General features: G+C 61.4%; 22 protein-coding genes. 16 read left to right on the plus strand and 6 right to left on the minus strand.

From position 1 onward, the window contains the following. Positions 1–451: 451 nt before the first annotated feature. The 12 genes from ACMUVN_RS04695 to ACMUVN_RS04750 all read left to right on the plus strand — a co-directional run bounded on the left by ACMUVN_RS04695 (position 452) and on the right by ACMUVN_RS04750 (position 15,302). Complete coding sequence (locus ACMUVN_RS04695; RefSeq protein ID WP_063475053.1) at positions 452–1,687, plus strand: ABC transporter substrate-binding protein; 1,236 nt, start codon at positions 452–454, stop codon at positions 1,685–1,687. A gap of 182 nt (positions 1,688–1,869) precedes the next feature. Then, entirely contained in the window at positions 1,870–2,775 is a 906-nt protein-coding gene (locus ACMUVN_RS04700; protein WP_097543698.1) for a carbohydrate ABC transporter permease, read from the plus strand. Further along, positions 2,768–3,712: a carbohydrate ABC transporter permease gene (locus ACMUVN_RS04705; RefSeq protein ID WP_047611637.1), complete on the plus strand. Its 945-nt coding sequence runs from the start codon at positions 2,768–2,770 to the stop codon at positions 3,710–3,712. The genes ACMUVN_RS04700 and ACMUVN_RS04705 overlap by 8 nt, the downstream gene beginning before the upstream one ends. Positions 3,713–3,716: 4 nt before the next feature. Further along, a complete protein-coding gene (locus tag ACMUVN_RS04710; protein ID WP_207910803.1) occupies positions 3,717–4,808 on the plus strand; it encodes an ABC transporter ATP-binding protein in 1,092 nt (363 codons plus the stop codon). A 125-nt stretch (positions 4,809–4,933) separates the two neighbouring features. Then, complete coding sequence (locus ACMUVN_RS04715) at positions 4,934–7,396, plus strand: glycoside hydrolase family 2 protein (protein ID WP_132572019.1); 2,463 nt, start codon at positions 4,934–4,936, stop codon at positions 7,394–7,396. A gap of 37 nt (positions 7,397–7,433) precedes the next feature. Continuing rightward, positions 7,434–8,195: a sugar phosphate isomerase/epimerase family protein gene (locus tag ACMUVN_RS04720; protein ID WP_132572016.1), complete on the plus strand. Its 762-nt coding sequence runs from the start codon at positions 7,434–7,436 to the stop codon at positions 8,193–8,195. An 8-nt stretch (positions 8,196–8,203) separates the two neighbouring features. Continuing rightward, positions 8,204–9,337, plus strand: a complete 1,134-nt coding sequence (locus tag ACMUVN_RS04725; protein ID WP_063475050.1) for a Gfo/Idh/MocA family protein — start codon at positions 8,204–8,206, stop codon at positions 9,335–9,337. Positions 9,338–9,465: 128 nt separating this feature from the next. After that, entirely contained in the window at positions 9,466–10,497 is a 1,032-nt protein-coding gene (mgrA, locus tag ACMUVN_RS04730) for an L-glyceraldehyde 3-phosphate reductase (protein ID WP_063475049.1), read from the plus strand. Between the two features lie 98 nt (positions 10,498–10,595). Next, positions 10,596–12,209 (plus strand): glycoside hydrolase family 43 protein, encoded by a 1,614-nt coding sequence (locus ACMUVN_RS04735; protein WP_132572013.1) that lies wholly within the window; start codon positions 10,596–10,598, stop codon positions 12,207–12,209. Positions 12,210–12,768: 559 nt separating this feature from the next. Further along, a complete protein-coding gene (locus tag ACMUVN_RS04740) occupies positions 12,769–13,695 on the plus strand; it encodes an ABC transporter ATP-binding protein (RefSeq protein WP_047610232.1) in 927 nt (308 codons plus the stop codon). Beyond that, positions 13,692–14,453 carry an ABC transporter permease gene (locus ACMUVN_RS04745; RefSeq protein WP_047610230.1) on the plus strand — a complete coding sequence of 254 codons (762 nt, stop codon included), beginning with the start codon at positions 13,692–13,694 and terminating at the stop codon, positions 14,451–14,453. The genes ACMUVN_RS04740 and ACMUVN_RS04745 overlap by 4 nt, the downstream gene beginning before the upstream one ends. Positions 14,454–14,564: 111 nt before the next feature. After that, the gene (locus tag ACMUVN_RS04750) at positions 14,565–15,302 is read left to right on the plus strand and encodes an SDR family oxidoreductase (protein ID WP_047610228.1); all 738 of its coding nucleotides are present in this window, start codon (positions 14,565–14,567) and stop codon (positions 15,300–15,302) included. Here ACMUVN_RS04750 and ACMUVN_RS04755 read toward each other — a convergent pair. After that, positions 15,265–16,188 (minus strand): LysR family transcriptional regulator, encoded by a 924-nt coding sequence (locus tag ACMUVN_RS04755; protein WP_132572010.1) that lies wholly within the window; start codon positions 16,186–16,188, stop codon positions 15,265–15,267. The genes ACMUVN_RS04750 and ACMUVN_RS04755 overlap by 38 nt on opposite strands. Before the next feature lie 126 nt (positions 16,189–16,314). Beyond that, complete coding sequence (locus tag ACMUVN_RS04760) at positions 16,315–16,752, minus strand: EamA family transporter (RefSeq protein WP_047610224.1); 438 nt, start codon at positions 16,750–16,752, stop codon at positions 16,315–16,317. A 492-nt stretch (positions 16,753–17,244) separates the two neighbouring features. On the opposite strand from ACMUVN_RS04760, the gene ACMUVN_RS04765 reads away from it, so the two are divergent. Next, the gene (locus tag ACMUVN_RS04765) at positions 17,245–18,498 is read left to right on the plus strand and encodes an MFS transporter (RefSeq protein WP_132572004.1); all 1,254 of its coding nucleotides are present in this window, start codon (positions 17,245–17,247) and stop codon (positions 18,496–18,498) included. 17 nt (positions 18,499–18,515) lie between these two features. Here the strand turns inward: ACMUVN_RS04765 and ACMUVN_RS04770 are convergent, their stop codons facing one another. The 3 genes from ACMUVN_RS04770 to ACMUVN_RS04780 are packed head-to-tail and all read right to left on the minus strand — an operon-like array spanning position 18,516 to position 20,233. Further along, positions 18,516–19,217, minus strand: a complete 702-nt coding sequence (locus ACMUVN_RS04770; RefSeq protein ID WP_047610219.1) for a TIGR02281 family clan AA aspartic protease — start codon at positions 19,215–19,217, stop codon at positions 18,516–18,518. Next, positions 19,214–19,432: a DUF1289 domain-containing protein gene (locus ACMUVN_RS04775; RefSeq protein WP_097543691.1), complete on the minus strand. Its 219-nt coding sequence runs from the start codon at positions 19,430–19,432 to the stop codon at positions 19,214–19,216. Before ACMUVN_RS04775 ends, ACMUVN_RS04770 begins: the two co-directional genes overlap by 4 nt. A gap of 18 nt (positions 19,433–19,450) precedes the next feature. Next, positions 19,451–20,233, minus strand: coding sequence for an adenosylcobinamide-GDP ribazoletransferase (locus ACMUVN_RS04780; protein WP_097543690.1), 783 nt, complete (start codon positions 20,231–20,233; stop codon positions 19,451–19,453). A 155-nt stretch (positions 20,234–20,388) separates the two neighbouring features. Between ACMUVN_RS04780 and cobT the strand changes: the two genes are divergently transcribed. Both cobT and ACMUVN_RS04790 read left to right on the plus strand, forming a co-directional pair. Further along, positions 20,389–21,405 carry a nicotinate-nucleotide--dimethylbenzimidazole phosphoribosyltransferase gene (gene cobT, locus ACMUVN_RS04785; protein ID WP_047610212.1) on the plus strand — a complete coding sequence of 339 codons (1,017 nt, stop codon included), beginning with the start codon at positions 20,389–20,391 and terminating at the stop codon, positions 21,403–21,405. 159 nt (positions 21,406–21,564) lie between these two features. Next, entirely contained in the window at positions 21,565–21,948 is a 384-nt protein-coding gene (locus ACMUVN_RS04790) for a diacylglycerol kinase (protein ID WP_097543689.1), read from the plus strand. A gap of 1 nt (position 21,949) precedes the next feature. Here the strand turns inward: ACMUVN_RS04790 and ACMUVN_RS04795 are convergent, their stop codons facing one another. Next, positions 21,950–23,485 carry a sensor histidine kinase gene (locus ACMUVN_RS04795; RefSeq protein WP_063475041.1) on the minus strand — a complete coding sequence of 512 codons (1,536 nt, stop codon included), beginning with the start codon at positions 23,483–23,485 and terminating at the stop codon, positions 21,950–21,952. Between the two features lie 106 nt (positions 23,486–23,591). On the opposite strand from ACMUVN_RS04795, the gene ACMUVN_RS04800 reads away from it, so the two are divergent. Continuing rightward, positions 23,592–24,149 carry a thermonuclease family protein gene (locus ACMUVN_RS04800; protein ID WP_097543688.1) on the plus strand — a complete coding sequence of 186 codons (558 nt, stop codon included), beginning with the start codon at positions 23,592–23,594 and terminating at the stop codon, positions 24,147–24,149. Position 24,150 lies beyond the last annotated feature (1 nt).

Here is a 24,150-nt window from a genome sequence, read left to right on the forward strand (position 1 = left end):
CTTAGGCCTGCCTCGCGCGAATTGGTGTCGCTTATAGAGGCTTTTTCCAGCGCCGTAAGCCCGCCGCCTGCCAAAATCGCGCCTCCCTAAGGAATGCAATCTGTAACGATACAGTAGAAATGTCGAGTTCTTTTTCTTGTGTGCGCAGCAGCATTATAGCCATAGGTTGAATCGATGGTTTGTGGCTTGTTTTTCTGCAGTTGCGAAGGAGGTAATGCGAGAGGCGAGAATGTGTTATAAAATTTAATGTTTTCTATCAATGATATAAATCAATGACGCACATGCGAGAAAGCTTTGCTACATATCGATCCATGGAATGCATCGGTTCGGTGGAAAACAGGCAGAAGTAGCAATTTGGATGTTCGCGGAAAAATTTGCAGGCGGACAGTTGCGTGGAGAAATCGATTGATCTAAGTTTTTCCGGCAACGTTTCAGTGAGGGAGGAGAACTCATGAAAATCCGTATTATGGCAAGCCTGCTTGCCGCTTCGGTCGCGCTTCCGTTCGGCGCCGCCAACGCCACCGATCTCGAAGTCACCCATTGGTGGACTTCGGGCGGTGAATCCGCTGCCGTCGCCGAACTGGCCAAGGCATTCGACGCGACCGGCAACCACTGGGTCGACGGCGCTATCGCCGGTTCCGGCGGCACGGCCCGTCCGATCATGATCAGCCGCATCACCGGCGGCGACCCGATGGGCGCCACCCAGTTCAACCATGGCCGCCAGGCCGAGGAACTCGTTCAGGCCGGTCTGATGCGCGATCTGACCGACGTGGCGACCGCCGAGCACTGGAAGGACATCGTTCGTCCGTCGAGCCTGCTCGATTCCTGCACCATCGACGGCAAGATCTACTGCGCTCCGGTCAACATCCATTCCTGGCAGTGGTTGTGGCTTTCGAACGCCGCCTTCAAGAAGGCCGGCGTCGAAGTTCCGAAGAACTGGGACGAGTTCGTTGCCGCCGCTCCGGCGCTCGAAAAGGCCGGCATCATTCCGCTCGCCGTCGGCGGTCAGCCGTGGCAGGCGACTGGCGCCTTCGACGTGCTGATGGTTGCGGTCGCGGGCAAGGATACCTTCAACAAGGTCTTCAAGGACAAGGATGCGGAAGTTGCCGCCGGTCCTGAAATCGCCAAGGTGTTCAAGGCAGCCGACGATGCACGGCGCATGGCCAAAGGCAGCAACGTCCAGGACTGGAACCAGGCGACCAACCTCGTCATCACCGGCAAGGCCGGGGGCCAGATCATGGGTGACTGGGCGCAGGGTGAATTCGCGCTCGCCGGTCAGAAGGCCGGTACCGACTATACCTGCCTGCCGGGCCTCGGCGTGAACGAGATCATCTCGACCGGTGGCGACGCCTTCTACTTCCCGCTGCTGAAGGATGAGGAAAAGTCCAAGGCTCAGGCTGTGCTTGCCAAGACCCTGCTCGATCCCAAGACCCAGGTTGCCTTCAACCTGAAGAAGGGCTCGCTGCCGGTTCGCGGCGACGTCGATCTCGCCGCCGCCAACGACTGCATGAAGAAGGGTCTCGACATTCTGGCCAAGGGCAACGTGATCCAAGGCACCGACCAGCTGCTTTCGGCAGACAGCCAGAAGCAGAAGGAAGATCTCTTCTCCGAATTCTTCGCCAACCCATCGATGACGCCGGAAGACGCTCAGAAGCGTTTCGCCGGGATCATCGCTTCTGCTGACTGATCAGCAGATTCGCTGCCTTGCGATCCGGCTCTTGGTGAGCCGGATCGTTCCGGGCGATCGGTGATGGTCCGGTCCGCAGCGAGGTTTCTCCGGTATCTTCAGCAGGTTTCGGAGGTGGGGACGACAGGTGGCGCTTTGCTGTTCTGTCACGGGTCGCAGTCGCGATTTGAGGAGAAGTGTTCATGACGGGTCAAGCGAAAGCAGGCCGGCCAAACAAGTTACTGCGCAATCTGAATGCAAAGATTGCGTCCATCCCGATGATCCTGACAGCGCTGGTGATCTTTGTCGGCGGCACGTTCTGGACGGTGTTTTATTCCTTCACCAATTCCAAACTCCTTCCGCGGTTGAGCTTTGTCGGCATCGATCAGTACGAGCGCCTCTGGGCGGCACCCCGCTGGGTGACGGCGATCCAGAATCTGGCTGTCTATGGCATCCTCTCGCTGATCTTCAGCCTGGTCATCGGTTTCATGCTCGCCGCACTGATGGACCAGAAGATCCGTTTCGAAAACACCTTCCGCACCATCTTCCTCTATCCCTTTGCGCTGTCCTTCATCGTGACGGGCCTCGTCTGGCAATGGGTTCTGAATCCCGATTTCGGCATTCAGGCGGTGGTGCGCTCGGTCGGCTGGACGAGTTTCACCTTCAATCCGCTCTATACGCCTGAAATCGTCATCTACGGCATTCTGATCGCGGCGCTGTGGCAGGGAACGGGTCTCGTCATGTGCCTGATGCTTGCCGGCCTGCGTGGGATCGACGAGGACATCTGGAAAGCGGCGCGCGTGGACGGTATTCCGATGTGGAAGACCTATCTCTTCATCGTCATCCCGATGATGCGGCCGGTGTTCATCACGACGATCGTCATCATCGCCTCCGGCATCGTCAAGGTCTACGACCTTGTGGTCGCTCAGACGTCGGGCGGACCGGGTATTTCTTCGGAAGTGCCGGCGAAATATGTCTACGACTACATGTTCCAGGCGCAGAACCTGGGGCAGGGCTTTGCCGCCTCGACCATGATGCTCGTCACTGTCGCGATCATCATCGTTCCGTGGGCCTATCTGGAATTTGGTGGAGGGCGCAAGCGTGGCTAATATAGAAGCTCTCAACACCGTTGCTGCCGGCATCGACGCCGTTGCCCCGAAGCTTGGCGACGGCCCCAGCGGCCCGAGGCCGCGCCCGGCGCTGTCGGCGCGCAACATCATGCTCTACGGTACGCTGATCGTCGCAGCACTTTATTATCTGCTGCCGCTCTATGTGATGGTCGTGACGTCGCTGAAGGGCATGCCGGAAATCCGTCTCGGCAACATCTTCTCGCCGCCGATGGAGATCACCTTCGAGCCCTGGGTGAAGGCCTGGGCGCAGGCCTGCACCGGGCTCAACTGCGATGGCCTGTCGCGCGGCTTCTGGAATTCGGTGCGCATCACGGTGCCGTCGGTCATCATCTCGATCGCGATTGCCTCGGTGAATGGCTATGCGCTGGCCAACTGGCGCTTCCGGGGATCCGAGCTCTTCTTTTCGATCCTCATCATCGGGGCATTTATTCCCTATCAGGTGATGATCTATCCGATCGTCATTATCCTGCGCGAAATCGGCATTTACGGCACGCTGAGCGGCCTCGTCATCGTGCATTCGATTTTCGGCATGCCGATTTTGACGCTGCTCTTCCGAAACTACTTCGTGTCGCTGCCGGAGGAGCTGTTCAAGGCGGCGCGCGTCGACGGGGCCGGTTTCTGGCAAATCTTCCTGAAGATCATGCTGCCGATGTCGCTGCCGATCTTCGTCGTCGCGATGATCCTGCAGGTGACCGGCATCTGGAACGACTTCCTGTTCGGCGTGGTCTTCACCCGTCCGGATACTTATCCGATGACCGTGCAGCTCAACAACATCGTCAATTCCGTCCAGGGCGTGAAGGAATACAACGTCAACATGGCGGCAACGATTCTCACGGGTCTCGTGCCGCTCATCGTCTACTTCGTGTCGGGACGGCTTTTCGTCCGCGGCATCGCCGCTGGCGCAGTGAAGGGTTGATCTCATGAATATGAATGCAAGCGTCTCCATCAAGGATCTGTCCCTGAACTTCGGTGCGGTGAGCGTGCTGAAGGATCTCAACCTCGATATCAACGACGGCGAATTCCTCGTGCTGCTCGGCTCGTCCGGCTGCGGCAAGTCGACCTTGCTGAATTGCATCGCCGGCCTGCTCGACGCCTCGGAAGGGCAGATCTTCATCAAGGGCAAGAACGTTACCTGGGAAGAGCCGAAGGATCGCGGCATCGGCATGGTGTTCCAGTCCTATGCGCTCTATCCGCAGATGACCGTCGAGAAGAACCTGTCCTTCGGTCTTCGCGTCGCCAAGGTGCCACAGGCCGAGATCGACAAGCGCGTGGCGCGCGCCTCCGAAATCCTGCAGATCCAGCCGCTTTTGAAACGCAAGCCGGCCGAGCTTTCCGGCGGCCAGCGCCAGCGCGTGGCGATCGGCCGGGCGCTGGTGCGCGATGTCGACGTCTTCCTGTTCGACGAGCCGCTGTCCAACCTCGACGCCAAGCTCCGCTCGGAGCTGCGTGTCGAGATCAAGCGCCTGCACCAGTCGCTGAAGAACACGATGATCTACGTCACCCACGACCAGATCGAGGCGCTGACGCTTGCCGATCGCATCGCCATCATGAAGAGCGGCATCATCCAGCAGCTCGACGATCCGACGACGATCTACAACAGGCCGCGCAATCTCTTCGTCGCCGGCTTCATCGGCTCGCCTTCGATGAATTTCCTGCACGGCGAGCTGGTCAAGTCAGGCGACAGCATTGCCTTTTCTGCCAACGGCGTCATTTTCTCGCTCGCGGCTTACGACGCCAACGAGACGCTGCAGCCCGGCCGCAAGGTGGTGCTCGGCGTCCGTCCCGAACACATCAAGGTCAACGAGAATGCCGGCGGCGAAGAACATGACGCCACCGTCGATATCGAGGAGCCGATGGGCGCGGACAATCTGCTGTGGCTGAAACATGCCGGTCACACGATGTCGGTACGCGTCAACGGCGCGCGCCGCTTCAATGTCGGCGCCAAGGTGAAGCTCAGTTTCGACATGACGGTCGCCTCGGTCTTCGATGCGGAAACCGAGCTGCGTCTCTAGAGAACAATGCGGGCGGGGCCGAAATGGCGCCGCCCTATCTCCAATCGGCCGTCAGGCCAGCCAAATTCGGCCGCGGTCCGGCTTGTCCGGCGATCCCCAGGAGCGGTCCGATCGGGATACTACTAATGACATCCTTGCCGAAGAACGGTTTCAACATCGACCTTTCCGGTTCGTGGCAGCTTGCCTCCGTCGATGGCGAGATCCGCACTGCGATCATTCTGCCGGGCGACGTGCACACCGCGCTCCATCGCGCAAGCCTGATCCCCGATCCCTATTTCGGCCGCAACGAGGAAAAGGTGCAATGGGTCGCCGAGCGCGAATGGGCGGTCGAGCGCAGCTTCACGCTTCAGGAGGTCGAGGGCGACTGGTATCTCGATATCGATTATCTCGACACGGTCGCCAGCGTTCACGTCAACGGCTTCCTGGCGCTTGAGGCCGACAACAGTTTCCGCCGCTACCGGCCTGATGTCTCCAGCATGCTGAAAGCAGGCGACAACAGCATCCGCATCGTCTTTGCCTCCAGCGTCGCCGTCGCTGCTGCGCGGCAGAAGCAGCAGCCCTTCTACATTCCCTACAGCACCGGCAATTCGCCGATCCCCGACGGCAACATGCTGCGCAAGCCGCAATGCCATTTCGGCTGGGACTGGAACATCGCCATTGCGCCGCTCGGCCTTTACGGCACGATCGCGCTGAAAAAGCTCGAGACCGCGCGCATCGAGCATGTGGTCACCCGTCAGACCCACAACAATGACGGCTCGGTCGATCTCAAAGTGACCGCGACGCTGTTTTCCAAGGGGCCGAGCATTGCCCAGGTCTATTTCGAACTCGACGGCGAGCGCGTGCGCCTGGATGTCGGCGTCAACGGCGAGAGCCATGTCAACCACCTCTTCCATATCGACAATCCGCGCCTCTGGTGGCCTTCCGGCAGCGGCGAGCAGGCGCTCTACAGGCTGTCGGTCGAAACGTCGACGGATGAGGTGATCAAGCAGATCGGCCTTCGCACCGTCGAACTGATCACCACGCCGGATGCATCAGGCAGTCGCTTCGCTTTCAAGGTCAACGGCCATGAGATCTTCTGCCGCGGCGCCAACTGGATCCCGGCCGACGCGCTGTTTTCGCTGTCTTCGCCTGAGAAGACCGAGGATCTGCTGCAATCGGCCAAAGCCGCCAACATGAACATGATCCGCGTCTGGGGCGGCGGCTTCTACGAGCAGGATCATTTCTATGATCTCTGCGACCGGCTGGGTCTCATGGTCTGGCAGGACTTCATGTTCGCCTGCAACCTCTATCCCTCGACCGAGGACTTCCTCGACAATGTGACGATCGAGGTCGATTACCAGGTGCGCCGGCTCTCCTCGCATCCGTCGATCGTGCTCTGGTGCGGTGATAACGAGCTGGTGGGCGCACTCACCTGGTTCGAGGAATCCCGCAAGGATCGCGACCGCTATCTCGTCTCCTACGATCGCCTCAACCGCACCATTGAGCAAGCGGTGAAGAAGGCGCTGCCCGGCGCGCTCTGGTGGCCGTCGAGCCCGGCCTCCGGTTATCTCGATTTCGGCGATGCCTGGCATGCCGACGGATCCGGCGACATGCATTACTGGTCGGTCTGGCACGAGAACAAGTCGTTCGACAATTACCGTTCGGTGCGTCCGCGCTTCTGCTCGGAATTCGGCTTCCAGTCCTATACCTCGCTGCCCGTGATCAAGAGCTATGCCGAGGAGAAGGACATGAACGTCGCTTCTCCCGTGATGGAGCTGCACCAGAAGAATGCCGGCGGCAATGAGCGCATCGCCGGCACGATGTTCCGCTATTTCCGCTTTCCCAAGGATTTTCCGAACTTCGTCTATCTCTCCCAGATCCAGCAGGGACTCGCCATCAAGACGGCAGTGGAATACTGGCGGTCGCTCAAACCCCATTGCATGGGCACGATCTACTGGCAGCTCAATGACACCTGGCCGGTGGCCTCCTGGTCGAGCCTCGATTATGGCGGCCGCTGGAAGGCGATGCACTATCTCGTCAAGCGTTTCTTCCAGCCTGTCGCGGTCGCCGCCATTCCTTCCGACGACGGAAAGACGATCCGCTTCTCGCTGGTCAACGATACGCTTGCCGATGTCAGCATCGACCTTTCGATCTCGCTGCTGACGATGAAGGGCGAACGGCGGCACCTCAAGGACGTGCAGGCCATGTGCTCGCCGGATGCGGCGGTAACGGCCACGAGCATCGACGTCTCCGACATTCCCGACGGAACGCTGCTGGCCTGGCATTTCACCGCGTCGAACGGCACGGGCGGCGAGGGGCACTATGTCAACGGCACCTACAAGGCGCTGGAGCTGGAGCCCGCGGGGCTCACCGTCACCCACGAATATATCGAGGGGAATGGTTCGGTCGACATCAACGTCACCGCTGGGGGACTTGCGCTCTTCGTGATGATCGAGACCGAGACGGACGGCAAATATTCCGACAACGCCTTCGACCTTGCGGCCGGCGAGAGCCGCCGCATCACCTTTACCCCGGCACGGCCGCTTGATCGCGGCGCGCTTCCGGCGTTCCGGCTCTACGACCTGCATTCCTGCCAGTCGGCGGATTGATCTTGCAAGAATGGGCACGAGGCCCAAGGAGAACATGATGACGAAACTCAGCTACCAGCTTTATAGCGCCCGCAACTTCCAGCCCTATTCTGTGATTTTCGAAAAGCTCGGCAAGGCGGGTTATGCCGAAGTCGAAGGCTTCGGCGGCATTTACGCCGATCTCGACGATGCCGGGCTGAACAGCCTTCGCGCCGACCTCGACAAGAATGGCCTGGTCATGGCGACCGGCCATTTCAGCCCAGACTTCCTGGAGAAGGACGTTCAGAAGTCGCTGAACATTGCCAAGATCCTCGGCATGGATTCGATCTATGCGCCGCATCTGGCAGCTGACCAGCGGCCGTCTGACGCCGCCGGCTGGGTCGCCTTCGGCAAGCGCCTGCAGGAAATGAGCAGACCCTACAAGGATGCCGGTTACGAATTCGGCTGGCACAATCATGACTTCGAATTCTTCAAGCTGCAGGACGGCTCGCGGCCGATCGAGCGCATCTTCGAAGGCGCACCCGATATTTCCTGGGAGGCCGATATCGCCTGGGTCATCCGCGGCGGCGCCGATCCTTTCGCCTGGGTCGAGAAGCTCGGACCGCGCATCACCGCCGTGCACGTCAAGGACATCGCGCCGGCGGGCGAAGCGACGGATGAGGACGGCTGGGCCGATGTCGGGCATGGCAAGGTCGAGTGGGCGAAGCTGATCACGGCGCTGCGTGCCACAAGGGCGAAACACTTCGTCGTAGAACATGACAACCCCAAGGATATCGACCGCAACATCAGCCGCTCGATTGCATCCTTTCAGACTTATTGAGGCACATCATGACCAGGGAACTTGGCGTCGGCATCATTGGATGCGGCAACATCTCCACCACCTACTTTTCACTGGCACCGCTCTTCAAGGGGCTGAAGGTGCTCGCCTGCGCCGATATCAACGTGCAGGCCGCCGAGGCGCGCGCCAAGGAATATGGCGTCAAGGCGCAGACGATCGACGCGCTTCTTGCCAATGACGAGATCGACGTCGTCGTCAACCTGACGATCCCGGATGCTCATTTCCGGGTGTCGAAGGCGATCCTCGAGGCTGGGAAACACGTCTATTCGGAAAAGCCGCTAGTGCTTTCGCTCGAAGAGGGCGAGGAGCTTCGCCGCATCGCCAAGGAGAAGAAGCTTGCCGTCGGCTGCGCGCCCGACACCTTCCTCGGCGGCGCCCACCAACTCGCCCGCAAGTTCATCGACGACGGCGGCATCGGCCGGGTGACTTCGGGCGCCTGCTACGTCATGAGCCCCGGCATGGAGATGTGGCATCCGAACCCGGATTTCTTCTTCCTGCCGGGCGGCGGCCCGATCCTTGATCTCGGCCCCTATTACATCGCCAATCTGATCAATCTGATCGGCCCGGTGAAACGCGTCGGCGGCATGACCTCGATGGCGTCGCCGACCCGCACGATCACCAGCGAGCCGCGCAACGGCGAGATCATCCCCGTCAAGACGCCGACGACGATCCAGGCGCTGCTCGAATTCGTCAACGGCGCCACGGTGACGCTGACGGCGAGCTGGGACGTGTGGTCTCACCGCCATGCCAATATGGAGCTCTACGGCACCGATGGCTCGCTCTACGTACCGGACCCGAACTTCTTCGGCGGCGTCGTCGAGGCCAGTGGCCGCGACAAGGACATCAAGCCGCTGGAGGCTTGGGAGCATCCGTTCGGCAAGATCAACCAGGAAAACCCGAACGGCGCGCGCGCCAACTACCGCACCGCCGGCCTTGCCGACATGGTGTCGGCGCTGATCGAAGGGCGCGATGCGCGCTGCTCGCTCGACCGCACGCTGCACGGCGTCGACGTCATGACCTCGATCCTGAAATCGGGCGAGGAGGGCCGTTTCATCGACCTGACGACAACCTGCACGCAGCCGGCCGCCCTCGGTATCGAAGAAGCGCAGGCGCTCTTGAAGTAGGTCTGCGAAGCTCTATTGTCGGCGCGGGCGATGAGCCCGCGCCTTTTTACTTCGGTCGTTTGTTACGCGCGATTCCTGGGAAAAAGGCTGCATGCTTTTCCAGGAATTGCTTTTAAAGGATTGGGATCATGAGCTGGCAACCAGCCGCAGACCGCTATTCGAAAATGAAATATAACCGCACGGGCCGTTCCGGCCTGAAGCTGCCGGCCGTCTCGCTCGGCCTCTGGCACAATTTCGGCGGCGACACGTCGCACGACCGCAAGATCGATATGTGCCGCACGGCCTTCGACCTCGGCATCACCCATTTCGACCTCGCCAACAATTACGGCCCGCCGCCCGGCAGCGCCGAGACCGCCTTCGGCGAGATCCTGCGCACCGAATTTGCCGGGCTTCGTGACGAGCTGATCATTTCGTCGAAGGCCGGCTATGACATGTGGCCCGGACCCTATGGCGAATGGGGCAGCCGAAAGTACCTGATCGCCTCCTGCGACCAGAGCCTGAAGCGCATGGGCCTCGACTATGTAGACATCTTCTATTCGCATCGCTTCGATCCGGAGACGCCGCTGGAAGAGACCTGCGGCGCGCTCGACCATATCGTGCGCTCCGGCCGGGCGCTCTATGTCGGCATTTCCTCCTATAATTCGCAGCGCTCGCGCGAAGCCGCAAAGATCCTGCAGGAGCTTGGCACGCCGTGCCTGATCCACCAGCCGAGCTATTCGATGCTCAACCGCTGGGTCGAGGACGACAAGCTGCTCGATACGCTGGATGAGGTCGGCATGGGTTCGATCGTCTTCTCGCCGCTTGCCCAGGGCATGCTGTCGACGAAATATCTCGGCGGCATTCCGGAAGACAGCCGCGCGGCGCAGAACCACTTCCTCAAGCGCGATTTCATCCGCCCTTCGATCATCGACAATATCCGCAAGCTCAACGGGATCGCCGAAAAGCGCGGCCAGACGCTGGCGCAGATGGCGATCGCCTGGGTGCTGCGCGGCGGCCGCGTGACCTCGGCGCTGATCGGCGCCAGCCGCTCCTCGCAGATCGTCGATTGCGTCAAGGCGCTCGACAATCTCGAATTCACCGTAGAGGAACTTGCCGAGATCGACGTCTACGCCCGCGAGGCCGACATCAACCTCTGGGCCAAGTCGGCCGAACGCGCATAAATCAAGCCGGGCCCGGGGAGGAAACTCTTCCGGGCTCTTTTCTACTTTGATCTGATGTACGTGCAGCAAATAGCACCGATGCTCGGAGGAGACCGTCCATGATCCGCAATCCCATCCTGCCGGGGTTCAACCCCGATCCGTCGATCTGCCGCGTCGGCGCGGATTATTACATCGCCACCTCGACCTTCGAATGGTATCCCGGCGTGCAGATCCACCATTCGCGCGACCTGGTAAACTGGACGCTGGTGCGCCGGCCGTTGGAACGCAGGTCGCAGCTCGACATGCGCGGCAATCCCGATAGCTGCGGCATCTGGGCGCCGTGTCTTTCCTATGCCGACGGGCAGTTCTGGCTTGTTTATACCGACGTCAAGCGCTTCGACGGCAGCTTCAAGGACGCGCCGAACTACATCGTCACCGCACCTTCGATCGAGGCCGAATGGTCCGACCCCGTCTATGTCAATTCCTCAGGCTTCGATCCCTCGCTGTTTCACGACGATGACGGCCGCAAGTGGTTCATCAACATGCAGTGGAACCATCGCACCGAAAGCTACGGCGGCTCGCCGAAATCGCCGGCCTTCGACGGTATCCTGCTGCAGGAATGGGATCCGGCGACAAAGGCGTTGAAGGGGCCGATCAAGAACATCTTCGCCGGCAGCCCACTCGGCCTCGTCGAAGGCCCGCATCTCTTCAAACGCAACGGCTGGTATTATCTGACGACCGCCGAGGGCGGCACCGGCTACGACCACGCCGTCACCATGGCGCGGTCCCGCGATATTGACGGACCCTATGAGATGCATCCGAACATGCATCTGATCACCTCCAAGGACCACCCGGGCGCGGTGCTGCAGCGGGCAGGGCACGGGCAGTATGTCGAGACGCCCGACGGCGAGGCCTACCACACCCATCTCTGCGGCCGGCCGTTGCCGCCGAAGCGGCGCTGCACACTGGGGCGAGAGACAAGCCTGCAGAAATGCGTCTGGCGCGACGATGACTGGCTTTATCTCGAAAATGGCACCAGCGTACCTGATGTCGATGTACCCGGTCTCTTCGGCGCGACGCCTGTGGAAAAGCCGATGCGCAGCGAATACAGCTTCGACGGCGGCACGCTGCCTGGCGATTTTCAGTGGCTGCGCACGCCCGAGCCCGAGCGCATCTTCAACCTGACGGATCGTCCCGGCCATTTGCGCCTGATTGCGCGCGAAAGCATCGGTTCCTGGTTCGAACAGTCGCTGATCGCCCGCCGGCAGGAACACCACAGTTTCCGCGCCGAGACCGTGATCGAGTTCTCGCCCGACACCTATCAGCAGGTGGCGGGGCTGACGCATTACTACAACCGGCACAAGTTCCACGCCGTTGCCGTGACGCTGCACGAAACACTCGGCCGCTGCGTGACGATCCTCTCCTGCAACGGCGACTACCCGAACGGACGGCTGAGTTTTCCCGCCGACAGCGGCGTTTCGATTGCTGCCGAGGGCCGCGTCCAGCTCGCCATGGAAATCCGCGAGAACGACCTGCAGTTCTTCTGGCAGACCGAAGGCAAGGGCGCATGGCAGCCGATCGGCCCGGTCCTCGACGCCGGTGTGATTTCAGACGAGGGCGGACGCGGCGAACATGGCTCCTTCACCGGTGCTTTCGCCGGCGTATTTGCCTTCGATACGTCAGGCCGGGCGAAGAGTGCTGATTTCGACTGGTTTGTTTATGACGAGTTGTAAGGGCGAGCGACGATAGGACCGAATGCGCCGATCTCCAGCGAGGGGCAACAACGGGCAACCCACAAAAAGAAAGCCGGCGCAGGGCCGGCTTAAGACGAACACGGCTGGACAGGGATACTGGCCGGTTCCAAGCACTTCGTAACTGAACAATAACTTTCACTACATGCCGAGGCAGCCAAAAAGGGGCGCAACGAGAACGCCCGGAGACGGCTCCGCAAAGGGATGGGCGGCGGGGGCGGATGCCGGTGCTGGCCTCGGCTCTCTTATCGGGCATGAATATCACCGGATGATGACATCTGAGCCCGGCCGCTGCCTTTCTTTTCGCGAGGGGCGGTTCATCGCGAAGCCCGATGCCAACTAACCCCGCCCGCGCCAGCGGGCTGTCCGCGCCAGCGGATTGACAATGTCAGCGGGCGCCCTGTGTTAGTGGGCGCCTACGCTAACGGGCCAACTATGTTAGCAGTGCGCGAATGCAGTGTTCAGCGCTTAAGGATGTTAAAGCGTTACAAAGGGACTATATAGCGGCCGAGTAACTTCCGAGAATCCTCAAGAGTTCCGCATGGCCCCCATCATTTCCGTTCAGAACCTCACCAAGACCTACGCCAATGGGTTCGAGGCCCTGAAGGGCATCAATCTCGACGTCGAAAAGGGTGAGATCCTGGCGCTGCTCGGGCCAAACGGCGCGGGCAAGACGACGCTGATCTCGATTATCTGCGGCATCGCCAATCCGAGCGGCGGCCGGGTGTTGGTCGCCGGCCACGACGTCGTGAAGGATTTTCGCGCCACCCGCGGAATGATCGGGCTGGTGCCGCAGGAACTGACCACCGATCAGTTCGAGACGGTGTTCAATACCGTCAGCTTTTCGCGCGGTCTGCACGGCAAGAAAGCCAATCCTGCTCATATCGAGAGAGTGCTGCGCGCACTCTCGCTCTGGGACAAGAAGGACAATATGCTGCGCCAGCTCTCCGGCGGCATGAAGCGGCGAGTGCTGATCGCCAAGGCTCTCTCGCATGAGCCGGATATTCTTTTCCTCGACGAGCCGACCGCCGGCGTCGACGTGACGCTGCGCAAGGACATGTGGCATGTCGTCGAAGAGCTTCGGGCCTCCGGCGTCACCATCATCCTGACCACGCATTATATCGAAGAGGCCGAGGAAATTGCCGACCGCGTCGGCGTCATCAACGGCGGCGAATTGCTGCTCGTCGAGGACAAGGCGGCGCTGATGGCCAAGCTCGGTCGTAAGCAGCTCATCCTCGATCTCACTGAACCGCTCGACCGGCTGCCGGATTGTTTTGCCGGCAATGGATTGACGCTGGAGGCTGACGGCAACCGGCTGACTTATGATTTCGACACTGACAACGAGCAGGAAAGTATTGCGGCACTGCTGACCCGGCTCGGCGAGAACAATATCCATTTCAAGGATCTCTCGACGCGGCAAAGCTCGCTTGAGGACATCTTCGTGGCGCTGGTGGGAGCGGACAAATGAACGTCGAAGCCGTCAAATCGATCTATTTCTTCGAGATGGCGCGCACGCGCCGCACCCTGTTGCAGAGCGTCATCTCGCCCGTGATCTCGACATCTCTTTATTTCATCGTCTTCGGCGCCGCGGTCGGCTCGCGCATCCAGGAGGTGGAGGGCGTGTCCTACGGCGCCTTCATCACCCCCGGCTTGATCATGCTGACGTTGCTCGGCCAGTGCATCAGCAACGGCTCCTTCGGCATCTATTTCCCGAAATTCACCGGCACGATCTACGAGGTGCTTTCGGCGCCGGTGGCGATGACCGAGATTTTGCTCGGATATGTCGGGGCGGCGGCAACCAAGGGAATGATTATCGGCTTCATTATCCTCCTGACCGCCAATCTTTTCGTCGACGTCAGGATCGAGCATCCCTTCATGATGATTCTGTTCTTCCTACTGACGGCGATCACCTTCAGCCTGTTCGGCTTCATGATCGGCATCTGGGCCGGCAATTTCGAACAGCTGAACCTTATTCCCATGCTGGTCGTGCCGCCGCTCACCTTCCTCGGCGGCAGCTTCTATTCGGTCAGCATGCTGCCGCCTTTCTGGCAGGCGGTCAGCCACCTCAACCCGGTGCTCTATCTCGTCAGCGGTTTCCGCTGGAGCTTTTACGGGATCGCCGATGTCAATCCGGCGATCAGCCTGGCGATGATCACGGTCTTCCTGGGCATCTGCTTGGGAACGCTCGCCTGGATATTCAAGACGGGGTATCGGCTGCGCAACTGACCGTTTTCCTGAATGACATCATCGGATTTTCCGATGATGTTATCGATTTCTTCCGTTTTTCTTCCGTTTTGGCCTGGGGCATCTGCTGGTCAGCCAAGAAGGAGACGGCAGATGACGGATATCAGGATCGAAGGCGCGAAGATCATTATTGTTGGCGGCAGTTCCGGCATGGGACTGGCGCTTGCTGCACGCTTACTTGAGGAGGGAGCGTCGGTGACGATCGCGGGACGTAGCGCCGACAGGCTTGCGGCGGCGCGGCGCGATCTCGGCGATCACCCTGGATTGGCGACGCTTGCCGTCGATATATCGCGAGAGGAAGAGGTAGCGGCGCTTTTCCGCAATAGCGATCCCGTTGACCATATCGTCAGCACCGCCGCTGACATCGAAGGCGCCTACCAGTTGCTGCCGTCGATCGAACTTGCGGCGGCACAACGTGTGGTCGAGAGCAAGTTCTATGGGCCGTTGCTGCTGGCGAAATACGGTGCGCCCCTCCTGCCGCTATCAGGATCGATTACTTATACATCGGGCGTTGCGGCCTATCGGCCGGCGGCGCGGGGATCGGTCGTCGCAGCGGTTAACGCTGCGCTCGAAGGCCTGGTCAGGGCGTTGGCGATCGAGCTGGCGCCGATCCGCGTCAACGCCGTGTCGCCGGGATGGGTGGACACGCCGATTTGGAGCTTGGTTGCCGGCGACGCCAAGCAGGCGACGCTTGAGGCCATGGCACAACGCCTGCCAGCCGGGCGTGTCGGCAGGCCCGCGGATATTGCCGATGCGATCCGCTTCCTGATCGGCAACGGCTTCACCACAGGCACTATCCTGCACGTTGAAGGCGGACATCGGCTGGTTTGAGGGGCTGAAGGTTGTCGGACGCTGATGACAGCAAGAGAGAAAGCGCCGGCGGCTGAACGCGCCGGCGGCGCCACACCATGATCAGCGAAGCGGCAGGTGGATTGCCCGGCCATGGCAGTTCGACGACGTCGTCGCGTGTTGCCGCATGGCCGAGCGCAAGGCGTGGCACAAGGCCGTAACCAGTGCCGGATGCAACGAGTCGGATGATCGTGGCGATGCTGTCGGCCTCAGTGACGATCGGTGGCGTGGCGATGCCGGCGTCGGCAAAGGCGGTCTCGAACAGGTGACGGTAGACGCAGCCGGTTTCGGTGGCGACGAAGGGCGCGTTCTTCAGTGCGGCGAGGCTTGCGGGTGGTCGGGCTTGCAAATCGCGGCCGGCAATCAGCGCCAACTGTTCGCTGCAGATGCGGCGCGTCAAGAAGCGTTCGTCCTGATGCCCGCGATCGAAGGTGAAGGCGACATCGATCGAGCCCTGCTGCAACTGCGCAACCAATTCGCCGCTGCCGCCGACCTTGAGCTTGAGGCCGACGTCTGGGTTCTTCTTGCGAAAGAGTGATAGCCACGGCGCCAGCCTTTCGGCGGCGATGGTTTCGAGCGTACCCAAGGTGATGGACTGTCCAGCGCTGCCGGCTGCAGCACTGACGGCGGCCTTCGCCTCGTCGTTCAGCGCCAATATCTCTTCGGCATAGGCCTTGAGGACCGCGCCCGCCGGTGTCGGGACCACGCCCTGCCGCGAGCGGAGGAAGAGCTCTGCGCCCAATTCCTCTTCCAGAGCCTGTATCTGGTCGCTGAGGCTCGACTGAGCGAGATTGACCTCGGCGGCGGCGCGCGTCAGATTTTCGTGCCGGATCACCGCAAGGAATGTCTTCAATTGTCGCAGGTTCATGTTGGCTCCGTACGACGCGTGGAGGCGCCTTGACGCAGGATATCAACAAAGCAGAACGTGCTGCAATGCAGGTGCATTTGGCGACGAAGGCTTGTCTTTCCTGCTGCGTGTTGCGCCCGCTTCATCTCAGGCGCTGCTGACGAGCAGAGCGCCTGAGATGATCAGGACGGTACCGGCGGCGAGCCTCATTATGTTGACCTCGGAGGCTTCACCGAGAATGACGGCGCCGATTGCCAGCGTCACCAGCACGTTGCAGCTCCAGATCGGAGCGAGTTTCGAAACCGGGACGCCATAAGCAAAAAGCGCAAAGCTGATGAGGCCGGTGCCGACGGCGAAGCAGGCGCCCGCGATGGCGGCAAAACCGAGACCCTCGGCGGTCCAGGGGGCAGGGCGCCAGATCAGCGCGGCGAGCAGACCGGCGAGCGCGCAGACAGCGCCGAAGGCGATCAGATAGATGGCGGAGCCGGTAGCTGATGTGGCGCTCTGTTTCTGGAAGATGGCAGTGATGCCCCAGAAGAAAGCCGGCAGAACGCCGCCGATGACGATCGGCCAAAGTGAATTCATCGCGAAACTCCTGTCGCACCCATGGATTAAGGCCTCGCCCAAGGCGAAGGCCGGTCGAACATGCGGTGCCACCAGACTACAGCGCCGCGCGTCTTTCAGACGCGCAAAGGACGCTGTAGCACTTTGAATTGCTGCATAATTCCTGAAATCGATTCCGATTTCAGGAATTATGCACGGGAAGTTTCTTTTTGCTCTTTGTGGTCTTGTTGTTGCGCTTGAAGCTGACAGATCCGAACGCTGCCGTAAAGCCGCTCCGCCCGTCAAAAAGCGGCGCATTGACGGAGTGCGAATTACTCTCTAGCTGTAGCGGCCATGAAGATCGCAATGGTTCTTGTCGTGGTGATAGAGCGCATGGGCAGGATGGTGTAACCATCCGGCAAACAGCCCCATGCGCGGAAATCGAGCTCCTGACGGGGCTTTTTTTATGCCCTGAATTTGGGCTGCGCCTCGTCAGATTTCCCCCGACATCTCGCTGACAAGACGGGCAAGACCATGACTCGCGACAATGCTGTTCAGAACTCCAGCAGCCGCATGACCGACACGACGGTTGCGACATCGACCGCGGCGGCGCCCCGGCGCACGATCCTCCTCCTGCTCACGGCGCTCTCGGTATTGCCGGTGAACATATATCTGCCGGCGCTGCCGAACATCGCAGCCACGTTCCAAGCCGATTTCGCGCTCGTCAATCTGTCGGTTGCGGGCTATGCGATCGTCAACGCCCTGACGGAGATCGTCGCAGGCGCAATGTCGGATCGATATGGGCGCAGACCGGTCGCACTGGTCGCCGTCGCCATTTTCATCGTCGCCTCCGTCGGTTGCGCCCTTGCTCCAAATATCGGCATCTTCCTTCTGTTTCGCGCCATGCAAGCGTCCATCGCCGCATGTTTTTGTGTCGCCCTCGTCGTCATCAAGGAGACGGCGGGCGAAGGTCAGGCCGCCAACAGAATTGGTTACGCCGCCATGGGATGGGCAATTGCTCCCATGCTGGGTCCCACCTTCGGCGGAGCTTTGGACGAGTTGTTCGGATGGCGGTCGATTTTCGTCGCCCTTGCGCTGCTCGGGGCCGCCATCCTCGCGATCTCCATGCGCGAGCTCAAGGAGACCGCCGAACACAAATCGAGATCGAGAGGCAACCATCTCGCCTCCTATGGGCAGCTTCTGGGTTCGGCACGGTTCTGGGCCTATGCGCTGTGCATGGCCTGTTCGACGGGCACTCTCTATATTTTCCTGGGAGGAGCATCGTCGGCCGTTGGCGAGTCGGTCGGCGGATCAAGCGCAAAGCTCGGCTTCTACATGGGAATGATCCCTGCGGGGTTCATTCTGGGCAGCTATCTCGCTGGCCGCTTCACCGGGAACTCGCCGGGCACGACCCTTGTCATTGCGCGCCTGGTGACGTGTATGGGTCTATTGTTTGGGCTTATCTTCTCGATGTCGGGCGCCACCCACGTCCTTGCGTTCTTCGGACCCTGCATATTCATCGGCATCGGCAACGGATTGACCTTTCCCGCCGCCAATCTGGGTGTGATGTCCGTGCGCGGCAATCTCGCAGGCACCGCCGCGGGCCTTGCTGCCGCGATGTCGATTGGCGGCGGAGCACTCATCGCCTCGGTCGCCGGGCTGTTTCTCGGTGGGCCGGGCGCGGTTCACACGCTATTCGGCCTGTTGCTGATATCGGCTTCGCTCGCATTGTCGGCAGCGCTTTTCGCGGCACTCGTCGATCGGCGAACGGCTGACAACGGATCGTGAGCGCCTCGGCGCCGGGTTCAATCGCGCATGCGCAGTTCATCGGTCTGCATCTGCAGGGAGCCCAGCGTTTCCAGGAAGCTCATGCCGAGCAGGCTCTGGTCGAGCCGGCCGTCCTCGGCGACGCTGGCTGCGACATTGTTGCGGACGATCGGGCCGATCGCCACCTGGTCGAGCGTGACGGGTGCTGCGCGGCCGCGGCCGTTGGCGGTCATGACGGTCATGGAATAGGTGAGGCCGGAGAGGTCGATGCCGATCCGCTCGGCATCTTCGCGCGACAGCGCCACCATGCTGGCGCCGGTGTCGACGAGCATCTGGATCGTCTGGCCGTTGACAGCGACATCGGCTTCGAAATGGCCGTTCAGCAGCTTGTGCAGGATGATCTCCTGGCCGCCCTCGCTTGTCGTGACGACGACGGCGTGGCCGGGAACGAGGCCGGCGAGCAGCCTGTTGCCGACGCCGAGCGCCTCCTGGCGATAGAGATAGACGGTCGCGAGCGCCAGGATGATGACCAGCCAGATCATCATCTGGCGCATCGTTTCGCCGACACTGCGCCGGCTGGCCCAGATGCCGGCCGAAAGCATCAGCGCGATCGGCAACAGATAGACGACGCGGCCGAAGTCATCGCTCTGCAGGCCGAGGATATGGCCGCTGTCATTGTTGACGATCAACACGGCAAGGCCGATGCCGATCACGACGAGGAATACGGTCAAACGGATCATAAAGGCCGCTCCGACCGACTGGCGAGGCTTGTTTCCATATGGTTCGGCACCGCGGCGATGCCTGCAAGCCTTGCCGGCAGCAGCGCCATGATCCGTCTTCGCTCGGCGTCGGAGTAGGTCATCCAGCTGCCAATCTCCTGAAGAGTCCGGCCGCAGCCGGCGCAAAATCCGGCGGAGGGCTCCATGGAGCAGACGTGAATGCAGGGTGTTTGCATGAGCGATATATCGGAGTTTCAAAGAGCGGTGGCAAGAGCGCAAAGGGTGGCGATCTCGCAAATTTGCTGGGTTGCGCCGAGCGTATCGCCGGTGTGGCCGGCAAGCTTGCGGCGGATGAAAACGGTGAAGGAAAGCCCTGCGATCCCGGTGGCGAGCAGGCTTGCGACCAGCGGCCTCAGGCCGAAGGCAGGCCAGATCAGAAGCGCTGCGACGAGGCCGGCCGCGGCGAGCGCAAACTGCATCGCCGCCTCGTCCGGCTGTCCGGTCGAGGCAGCCACGCCATCGGCCTTTGCCGGTGCCAGCCGCTGCCAGTGCCAGGTGATGGCGCCGCGGCTCAGTGCCGCGACGGCGAGAATGGCAAGGGCGGCAGCGAGCGGCGAGGAATGTCGGGCGATGGCGGCAAGCGCGGCTGCGCGGATCGCGAAAGACAGGATCAATGCTATCGCGCCATAGGTGCCGATCCGGCTGTCCTTCATGATGAGGAGGCTCTGCTCGCGGCTCTTGCCGCCGCCGATGCCATCGGCCGTATCGGCCAGGCCGTCCTCGTGCAGCGCACCGGTGACGAGAGCCTGGACGGAAAGCGCGATCAGAGCTGCCATCAGCGGGTCGGCCCTGAGCCCCAAAAGCAGGAGGAGCGCGAGCCCGGGGGCGAAGCCGATGACCAGGCCGGCGAAGGGAAAGGCGCGCACCAGCCGGCCGAGCCTGCCGTCATAGCCTTTGAACAGCGATTGCGGCATCGGAATGCGGCTGAGGAAGGCGACGGCGCGGGCGGTGTCGACCGCATGGTCCTTGATCTTCATTCTGCTTCGTTCTGCCAGAGGTTTCGGCTTATGGTCGCGGCGGCGCTTTTGGAGTTGTTCGCCTCGTCCGCCCGCTTTAAGAGAGTTGCCACCCGCAAGGAAGCTGATTTGCGTGGAAAAGACAAGAATACCGGATTCATAGGAAAACCGCACAGATGAGCGTTTCAGGCCTGCCGTTCGACGATTTCCGTACCCTGCTTCGTGACCTGCCGGGCCCGGATGCCCGCGCGCTGGTGGCGGCGCGCGAACGCGACGCGCAACTGACCAAGCCGCCGGGCGCGCTTGGACGGCTTGAGGAGATCGCCTTCTGGCTTGCCGCCTGGACGGGCCGCACACCTGCCGTCAACCGGCCGCTGGTGGCGATCTTTGCCGGCAATCACGGCGTCACCAGACAGGGCATCACGCCCTTTCCGCCCGCGGTGACGCAGCAGATGGTCGAGAATTTTGCCGCCGGGGGGGCTGCGATCAACCAGATCTGCGTCGCCTATGATCTCGGGCTGAAAGTCTTCGATCTGGCGCTCGATTATCCCACCGGAGACATCACCGAAGAGGCCGCACTTTCCGAGCGCGATTGCGCCGCGACCATGGCCTTCGGCATGGAGGCGATCGCCGGCGGCACCGACCTGCTCTGCATCGGCGAGATGGGGATCGGCAATACGACGATTGCGGCGGCGATCAATTATGCGCTTTACGGCGGTTCGGCACGCGACTGGGTGGGACCCGGCACCGGTTCGGAAGGCGAGATGCTGGAGCGCAAGATCGCGGCGGTGGAAAAGGCGGTGGCGTTGCATAGCGACCATCTCGATGATCCGCTGGAGATCATGCGCCGGCTCGGCGGCCGCGAGATCGCGGCGATGGCCGGCGCCATTCTTGCCGCCCGCATGGAGCGCATTCCCGTGCTGATCGACGGTTATGTCGCAACCGCGGCGGCAGCGATCCTGAAGGCCGCCAATCCGTCCGCACTCGATCATTGCCTGATCGGCCATGTCTCCGGCGAGCCAGGACATCTGCGCGCAATTGAGATGCTCGGCAAAACGCCGCTTCTGGCGCTTGGCATGCGGCTCGGCGAAGGCACCGGTGCGGCGCTCGCCGCCGGTATCGTCAAGGCGGCCGCCGCCTGCCATTCCGGCATGGCGACCTTCGCCCAGGCGGGTGTGACCAACAAGCATTGAGGCCGCGGCCGGTGCCGCCGATCCCGCGGTCGGCGCGGCCGATCCGCCCGCCGTTGCTTGCGCCGCCCAAGGGGATTCGGTATTTGCGTATTCGCTCATCGAAGGGGAGACGGCAAGCTTTCCCGGGTCTGTGACGCAACGGCAAGAGGAGAGGGTGTCTTGACGAAGCCTGCGGTGACGAAAGAGACCGGATTTCGGCATTTTTTCGCCGCGGCCAGCTACTCCTGGGCGGGCTTCCTGCGGGTGCTGAAAGAGGCGGCCTTCCGCCAGGAGCTTGGTTTCTTCGTCGTTTCGATCACAGCGCTGGCGCTCGTTGGTGCAAGTGTCGGCGAGATCGTCGTCGCGGTGCTTCTGTTTCTCGCACTCTTTTCGATGGAGGCGATGAATACCGCCGTCGAAGAGGTGATCGACCGGATTTCGCCGGAGGTTTCCATCGTCGGCAAACATGCCAAGGATCTCGGCTCTTTCGCGGTAAGCTGCATGATCGCCGCCTGCTGCCTCTATCTCGGCTTCGTTCTCGGCAAGCACCTATTCTTTAGCTGATTCAGGCAAAACTCTTGCGCTTGCGCGCGACGGCCTGGGCCTCCTCGACGGCTGGCAGGCTCTGAAGCACGCGTTTGGCGGGCAGGATGGCGATGACCTCGGTGCCCTCGCGCAGCTTCGATTTCAGCAGGAACTGTCCGTCATGCTTGGCAAGGATCGCCTGGACGATCGGCAGGCCGAGACCGGTACCCTGTTCGGCGCTCTTGATGGCAATCGAGCCCTGGCCGAAGGCCGACAGGACGACGGGGATCTCCTCTTCCGGAATGCCGGGGCCGTTGTCCTTGATCGAGATGTACTGACCGCCGCCGGCCGTCCAGCCGACCTTGACATGGATCTCGCCACCCTGCGGCGTGAATTTGACGGCATTGGAGAGAAGGTTGAGCACCACCTGGCGCATCGATTTTTCATCCGCCCAGATGGCCGGCAGCTGCCGCTCGAACTGGTCCGAAATGGCAATATTCTTGCCGCGGGCGCGCAGCTGGACCATGCCGATGCAATCTTCGGTGATATCGAGAAGCGAGATCGCCTCCTCGCTCAGCTCGTATTTGCCGGCTTCGATGCGCGACAGGTCGAGAATCTCGTTGATCAGATCGAGCAGATGCTGGCCGGAGCGGTGGATATCGCCGGCATATTCCTTGTAGGTCGGATTGGCGAGCGGTCCCATGACTTCGGCCGACATCACCTCGGAGAATCCGAGGATGGCGTTGAGTGGGGTCCTCAGCTCGTGCGACATGGAGGCAAGGAAGCGGGACTTGGCGAGGTTCGCCTCTTCGGCGCGGCGGCGAGCCTCGTCCGACATCGATTTCGCCACCTCGAGCTCGGCGATCAGGTCGTCCTTTTCAGACTGGTAGGAGAGGATCCTGAGGTTCGACTTGAAGAGCCGGTCGCTGATATAGTTGAAGAAGACGAGAGTGGTGGTGAAGAGCCCCGTCAGGCTGATTTCGAGGAAGTCGCGCGACAGGCCGCTCTTGGCGGCGAGCGCCAGGACCGCCGGCGAGAAGGCGGCGAGCACGGCAGGCGTCAGCATGAAGTTCGACATCGCCGTGACGGAGAGCGCGATCAGCAGCGTGGCGCCCTTATAAAGAATGAAGCTCGACGGCTCGCAAGTGTCGCAGCCCTGCAGGGCGAAGACGGCCCAGCAGCAGCCGAGAAGGAACTGGCCGAGCAGCAGCATGCGGCGCCATTTGCGGGCGCTCTCGGGGGTGATTTCCTGCCGGCGCGCGCGCCGTGCGAGCAGGATATTGCCGGTGTGACAGGTGAGCGTCAGCAGCGCCCAGAAGAGCAATTGGGTGTTCTGGGTGAAATAGACGCCAAGCGCGGTGATGATGACAACAAACAGCGGCATGATCGTCGCGCCCTGCAGCATCGACGTCACATACATCTTGAGCACGTCACGGTCGAAGGAGGAATTGGACGCATGACCGGACTGAAGACGTTCGCGCGTTTGCCGCACGGCCTTGGAAACGGCCTTGTTGCGGTGGCTGCGCGACCTGTCGACGATGATCTTGTCGGTCGATGTGCTTACGCCGGTACTCATGTGCACGTTGAAACTTCATCCCAGGGTGGATAAGAGCTTAACCGGCAATTCTTAAGAAGATGTTTGCCATCTTTGCCAAGGATTTGTTTTTTAAGGAGGCAAAAGCGTGACACGGGGTCTGCGCCTGATTCGCGACGGCGTGACCGCTTTTGCCCTGCTGGTGCTCGTGGCGCTGATCGCCGCCAAGCTCAACGACGCAGCAAAGATCGAGCATATGGGTGCTTTCCACGCGGCCGACGGTGACAGTCTGACATTGGGAGCCGAACGTTTGCGCCTCGAAGGCATCGATGCGCCGGAACTCAATCAGAGCTGCCAGCGGGCAGGGAAGGCTTGGGCCTGCGGCCGGTCGGCGCGCGAGGCGCTGCAGGACATGATGCTGGCATCCGGAACGCTGTGCCAGGGCAGCCGGCGCGACCGCTACGACAGGCTGCTCGTCGTCTGCCGGAGCGAAGCGGACGGTGACATCAATGCCGCCATGGTGCGGCGGGGCATGGCCATCTCCTATGGCGGTTATGCTAAAGAAGAGGCCGAGGCGAAGGCTCGGAAGGCGGGCCTCTGGGCCGGGACCTTCGAGCGGCCGCGCGATGTGCGCGACCATGCGCGCCACAGTTCCGGTTTCGACGGCGTCCTGCGCTTCATCGGGCAGATTTCCGGATGGGAGTGAA

It is taken from the genome of Rhizobium sp. IY2 (assembly GCF_047532935.1).
Taxonomy (GTDB): Bacteria; Pseudomonadota; Alphaproteobacteria; order Rhizobiales; family Rhizobiaceae; genus Rhizobium; species Rhizobium anhuiense.

What these genes read in the sequence shown, in the direction of transcription:
- ACMUVN_RS04695 (WP_063475053.1), top strand. Translation starts at nt 452, where the DNA reads ATGAAAATCCGTATTATGGCAAGCCTGCTTGCCGCTTCGGTCGCGCTT.
- ACMUVN_RS04700 (WP_097543698.1), top strand. Translation starts at nt 1,870, where the DNA reads ATGACGGGTCAAGCGAAAGCAGGCCGGCCAAACAAGTTACTGCGCAAT.
- ACMUVN_RS04710 (WP_207910803.1), top strand. Translation starts at nt 3,717, where the DNA reads ATGAATATGAATGCAAGCGTCTCCATCAAGGATCTGTCCCTGAACTTC.
- ACMUVN_RS04715 (WP_132572019.1), top strand. Translation starts at nt 4,934, where the DNA reads ATGACATCCTTGCCGAAGAACGGTTTCAACATCGACCTTTCCGGTTCG.
- ACMUVN_RS04720 (WP_132572016.1), top strand. Translation starts at nt 7,434, where the DNA reads ATGACGAAACTCAGCTACCAGCTTTATAGCGCCCGCAACTTCCAGCCC.
- ACMUVN_RS04725 (WP_063475050.1), top strand. Translation starts at nt 8,204, where the DNA reads ATGACCAGGGAACTTGGCGTCGGCATCATTGGATGCGGCAACATCTCC.
- mgrA (WP_063475049.1), top strand. Translation starts at nt 9,466, where the DNA reads ATGAGCTGGCAACCAGCCGCAGACCGCTATTCGAAAATGAAATATAAC.
- ACMUVN_RS04735 (WP_132572013.1), top strand. Translation starts at nt 10,596, where the DNA reads ATGATCCGCAATCCCATCCTGCCGGGGTTCAACCCCGATCCGTCGATC.
- ACMUVN_RS04740 (WP_047610232.1), top strand. Translation starts at nt 12,769, where the DNA reads ATGGCCCCCATCATTTCCGTTCAGAACCTCACCAAGACCTACGCCAAT.
- ACMUVN_RS04745 (WP_047610230.1), top strand. Translation starts at nt 13,692, where the DNA reads ATGAACGTCGAAGCCGTCAAATCGATCTATTTCTTCGAGATGGCGCGC.
- ACMUVN_RS04750 (WP_047610228.1), top strand. Translation starts at nt 14,565, where the DNA reads ATGACGGATATCAGGATCGAAGGCGCGAAGATCATTATTGTTGGCGGC.
- ACMUVN_RS04755 (WP_132572010.1), bottom strand. Translation starts at nt 16,188, where the DNA reads ATGAACCTGCGACAATTGAAGACATTCCTTGCGGTGATCCGGCACGAA.
- ACMUVN_RS04760 (WP_047610224.1), bottom strand. Translation starts at nt 16,752, where the DNA reads ATGAATTCACTTTGGCCGATCGTCATCGGCGGCGTTCTGCCGGCTTTC.
- ACMUVN_RS04765 (WP_132572004.1), top strand. Translation starts at nt 17,245, where the DNA reads ATGACTCGCGACAATGCTGTTCAGAACTCCAGCAGCCGCATGACCGAC.
- ACMUVN_RS04770 (WP_047610219.1), bottom strand. Translation starts at nt 19,217, where the DNA reads ATGATCCGTTTGACCGTATTCCTCGTCGTGATCGGCATCGGCCTTGCC.
- ACMUVN_RS04775 (WP_097543691.1), bottom strand. Translation starts at nt 19,432, where the DNA reads ATGCAAACACCCTGCATTCACGTCTGCTCCATGGAGCCCTCCGCCGGA.
- ACMUVN_RS04780 (WP_097543690.1), bottom strand. Translation starts at nt 20,233, where the DNA reads ATGAAGATCAAGGACCATGCGGTCGACACCGCCCGCGCCGTCGCCTTC.
- cobT (WP_047610212.1), top strand. Translation starts at nt 20,389, where the DNA reads ATGAGCGTTTCAGGCCTGCCGTTCGACGATTTCCGTACCCTGCTTCGT.
- ACMUVN_RS04795 (WP_063475041.1), bottom strand. Translation starts at nt 23,485, where the DNA reads ATGAGTACCGGCGTAAGCACATCGACCGACAAGATCATCGTCGACAGG.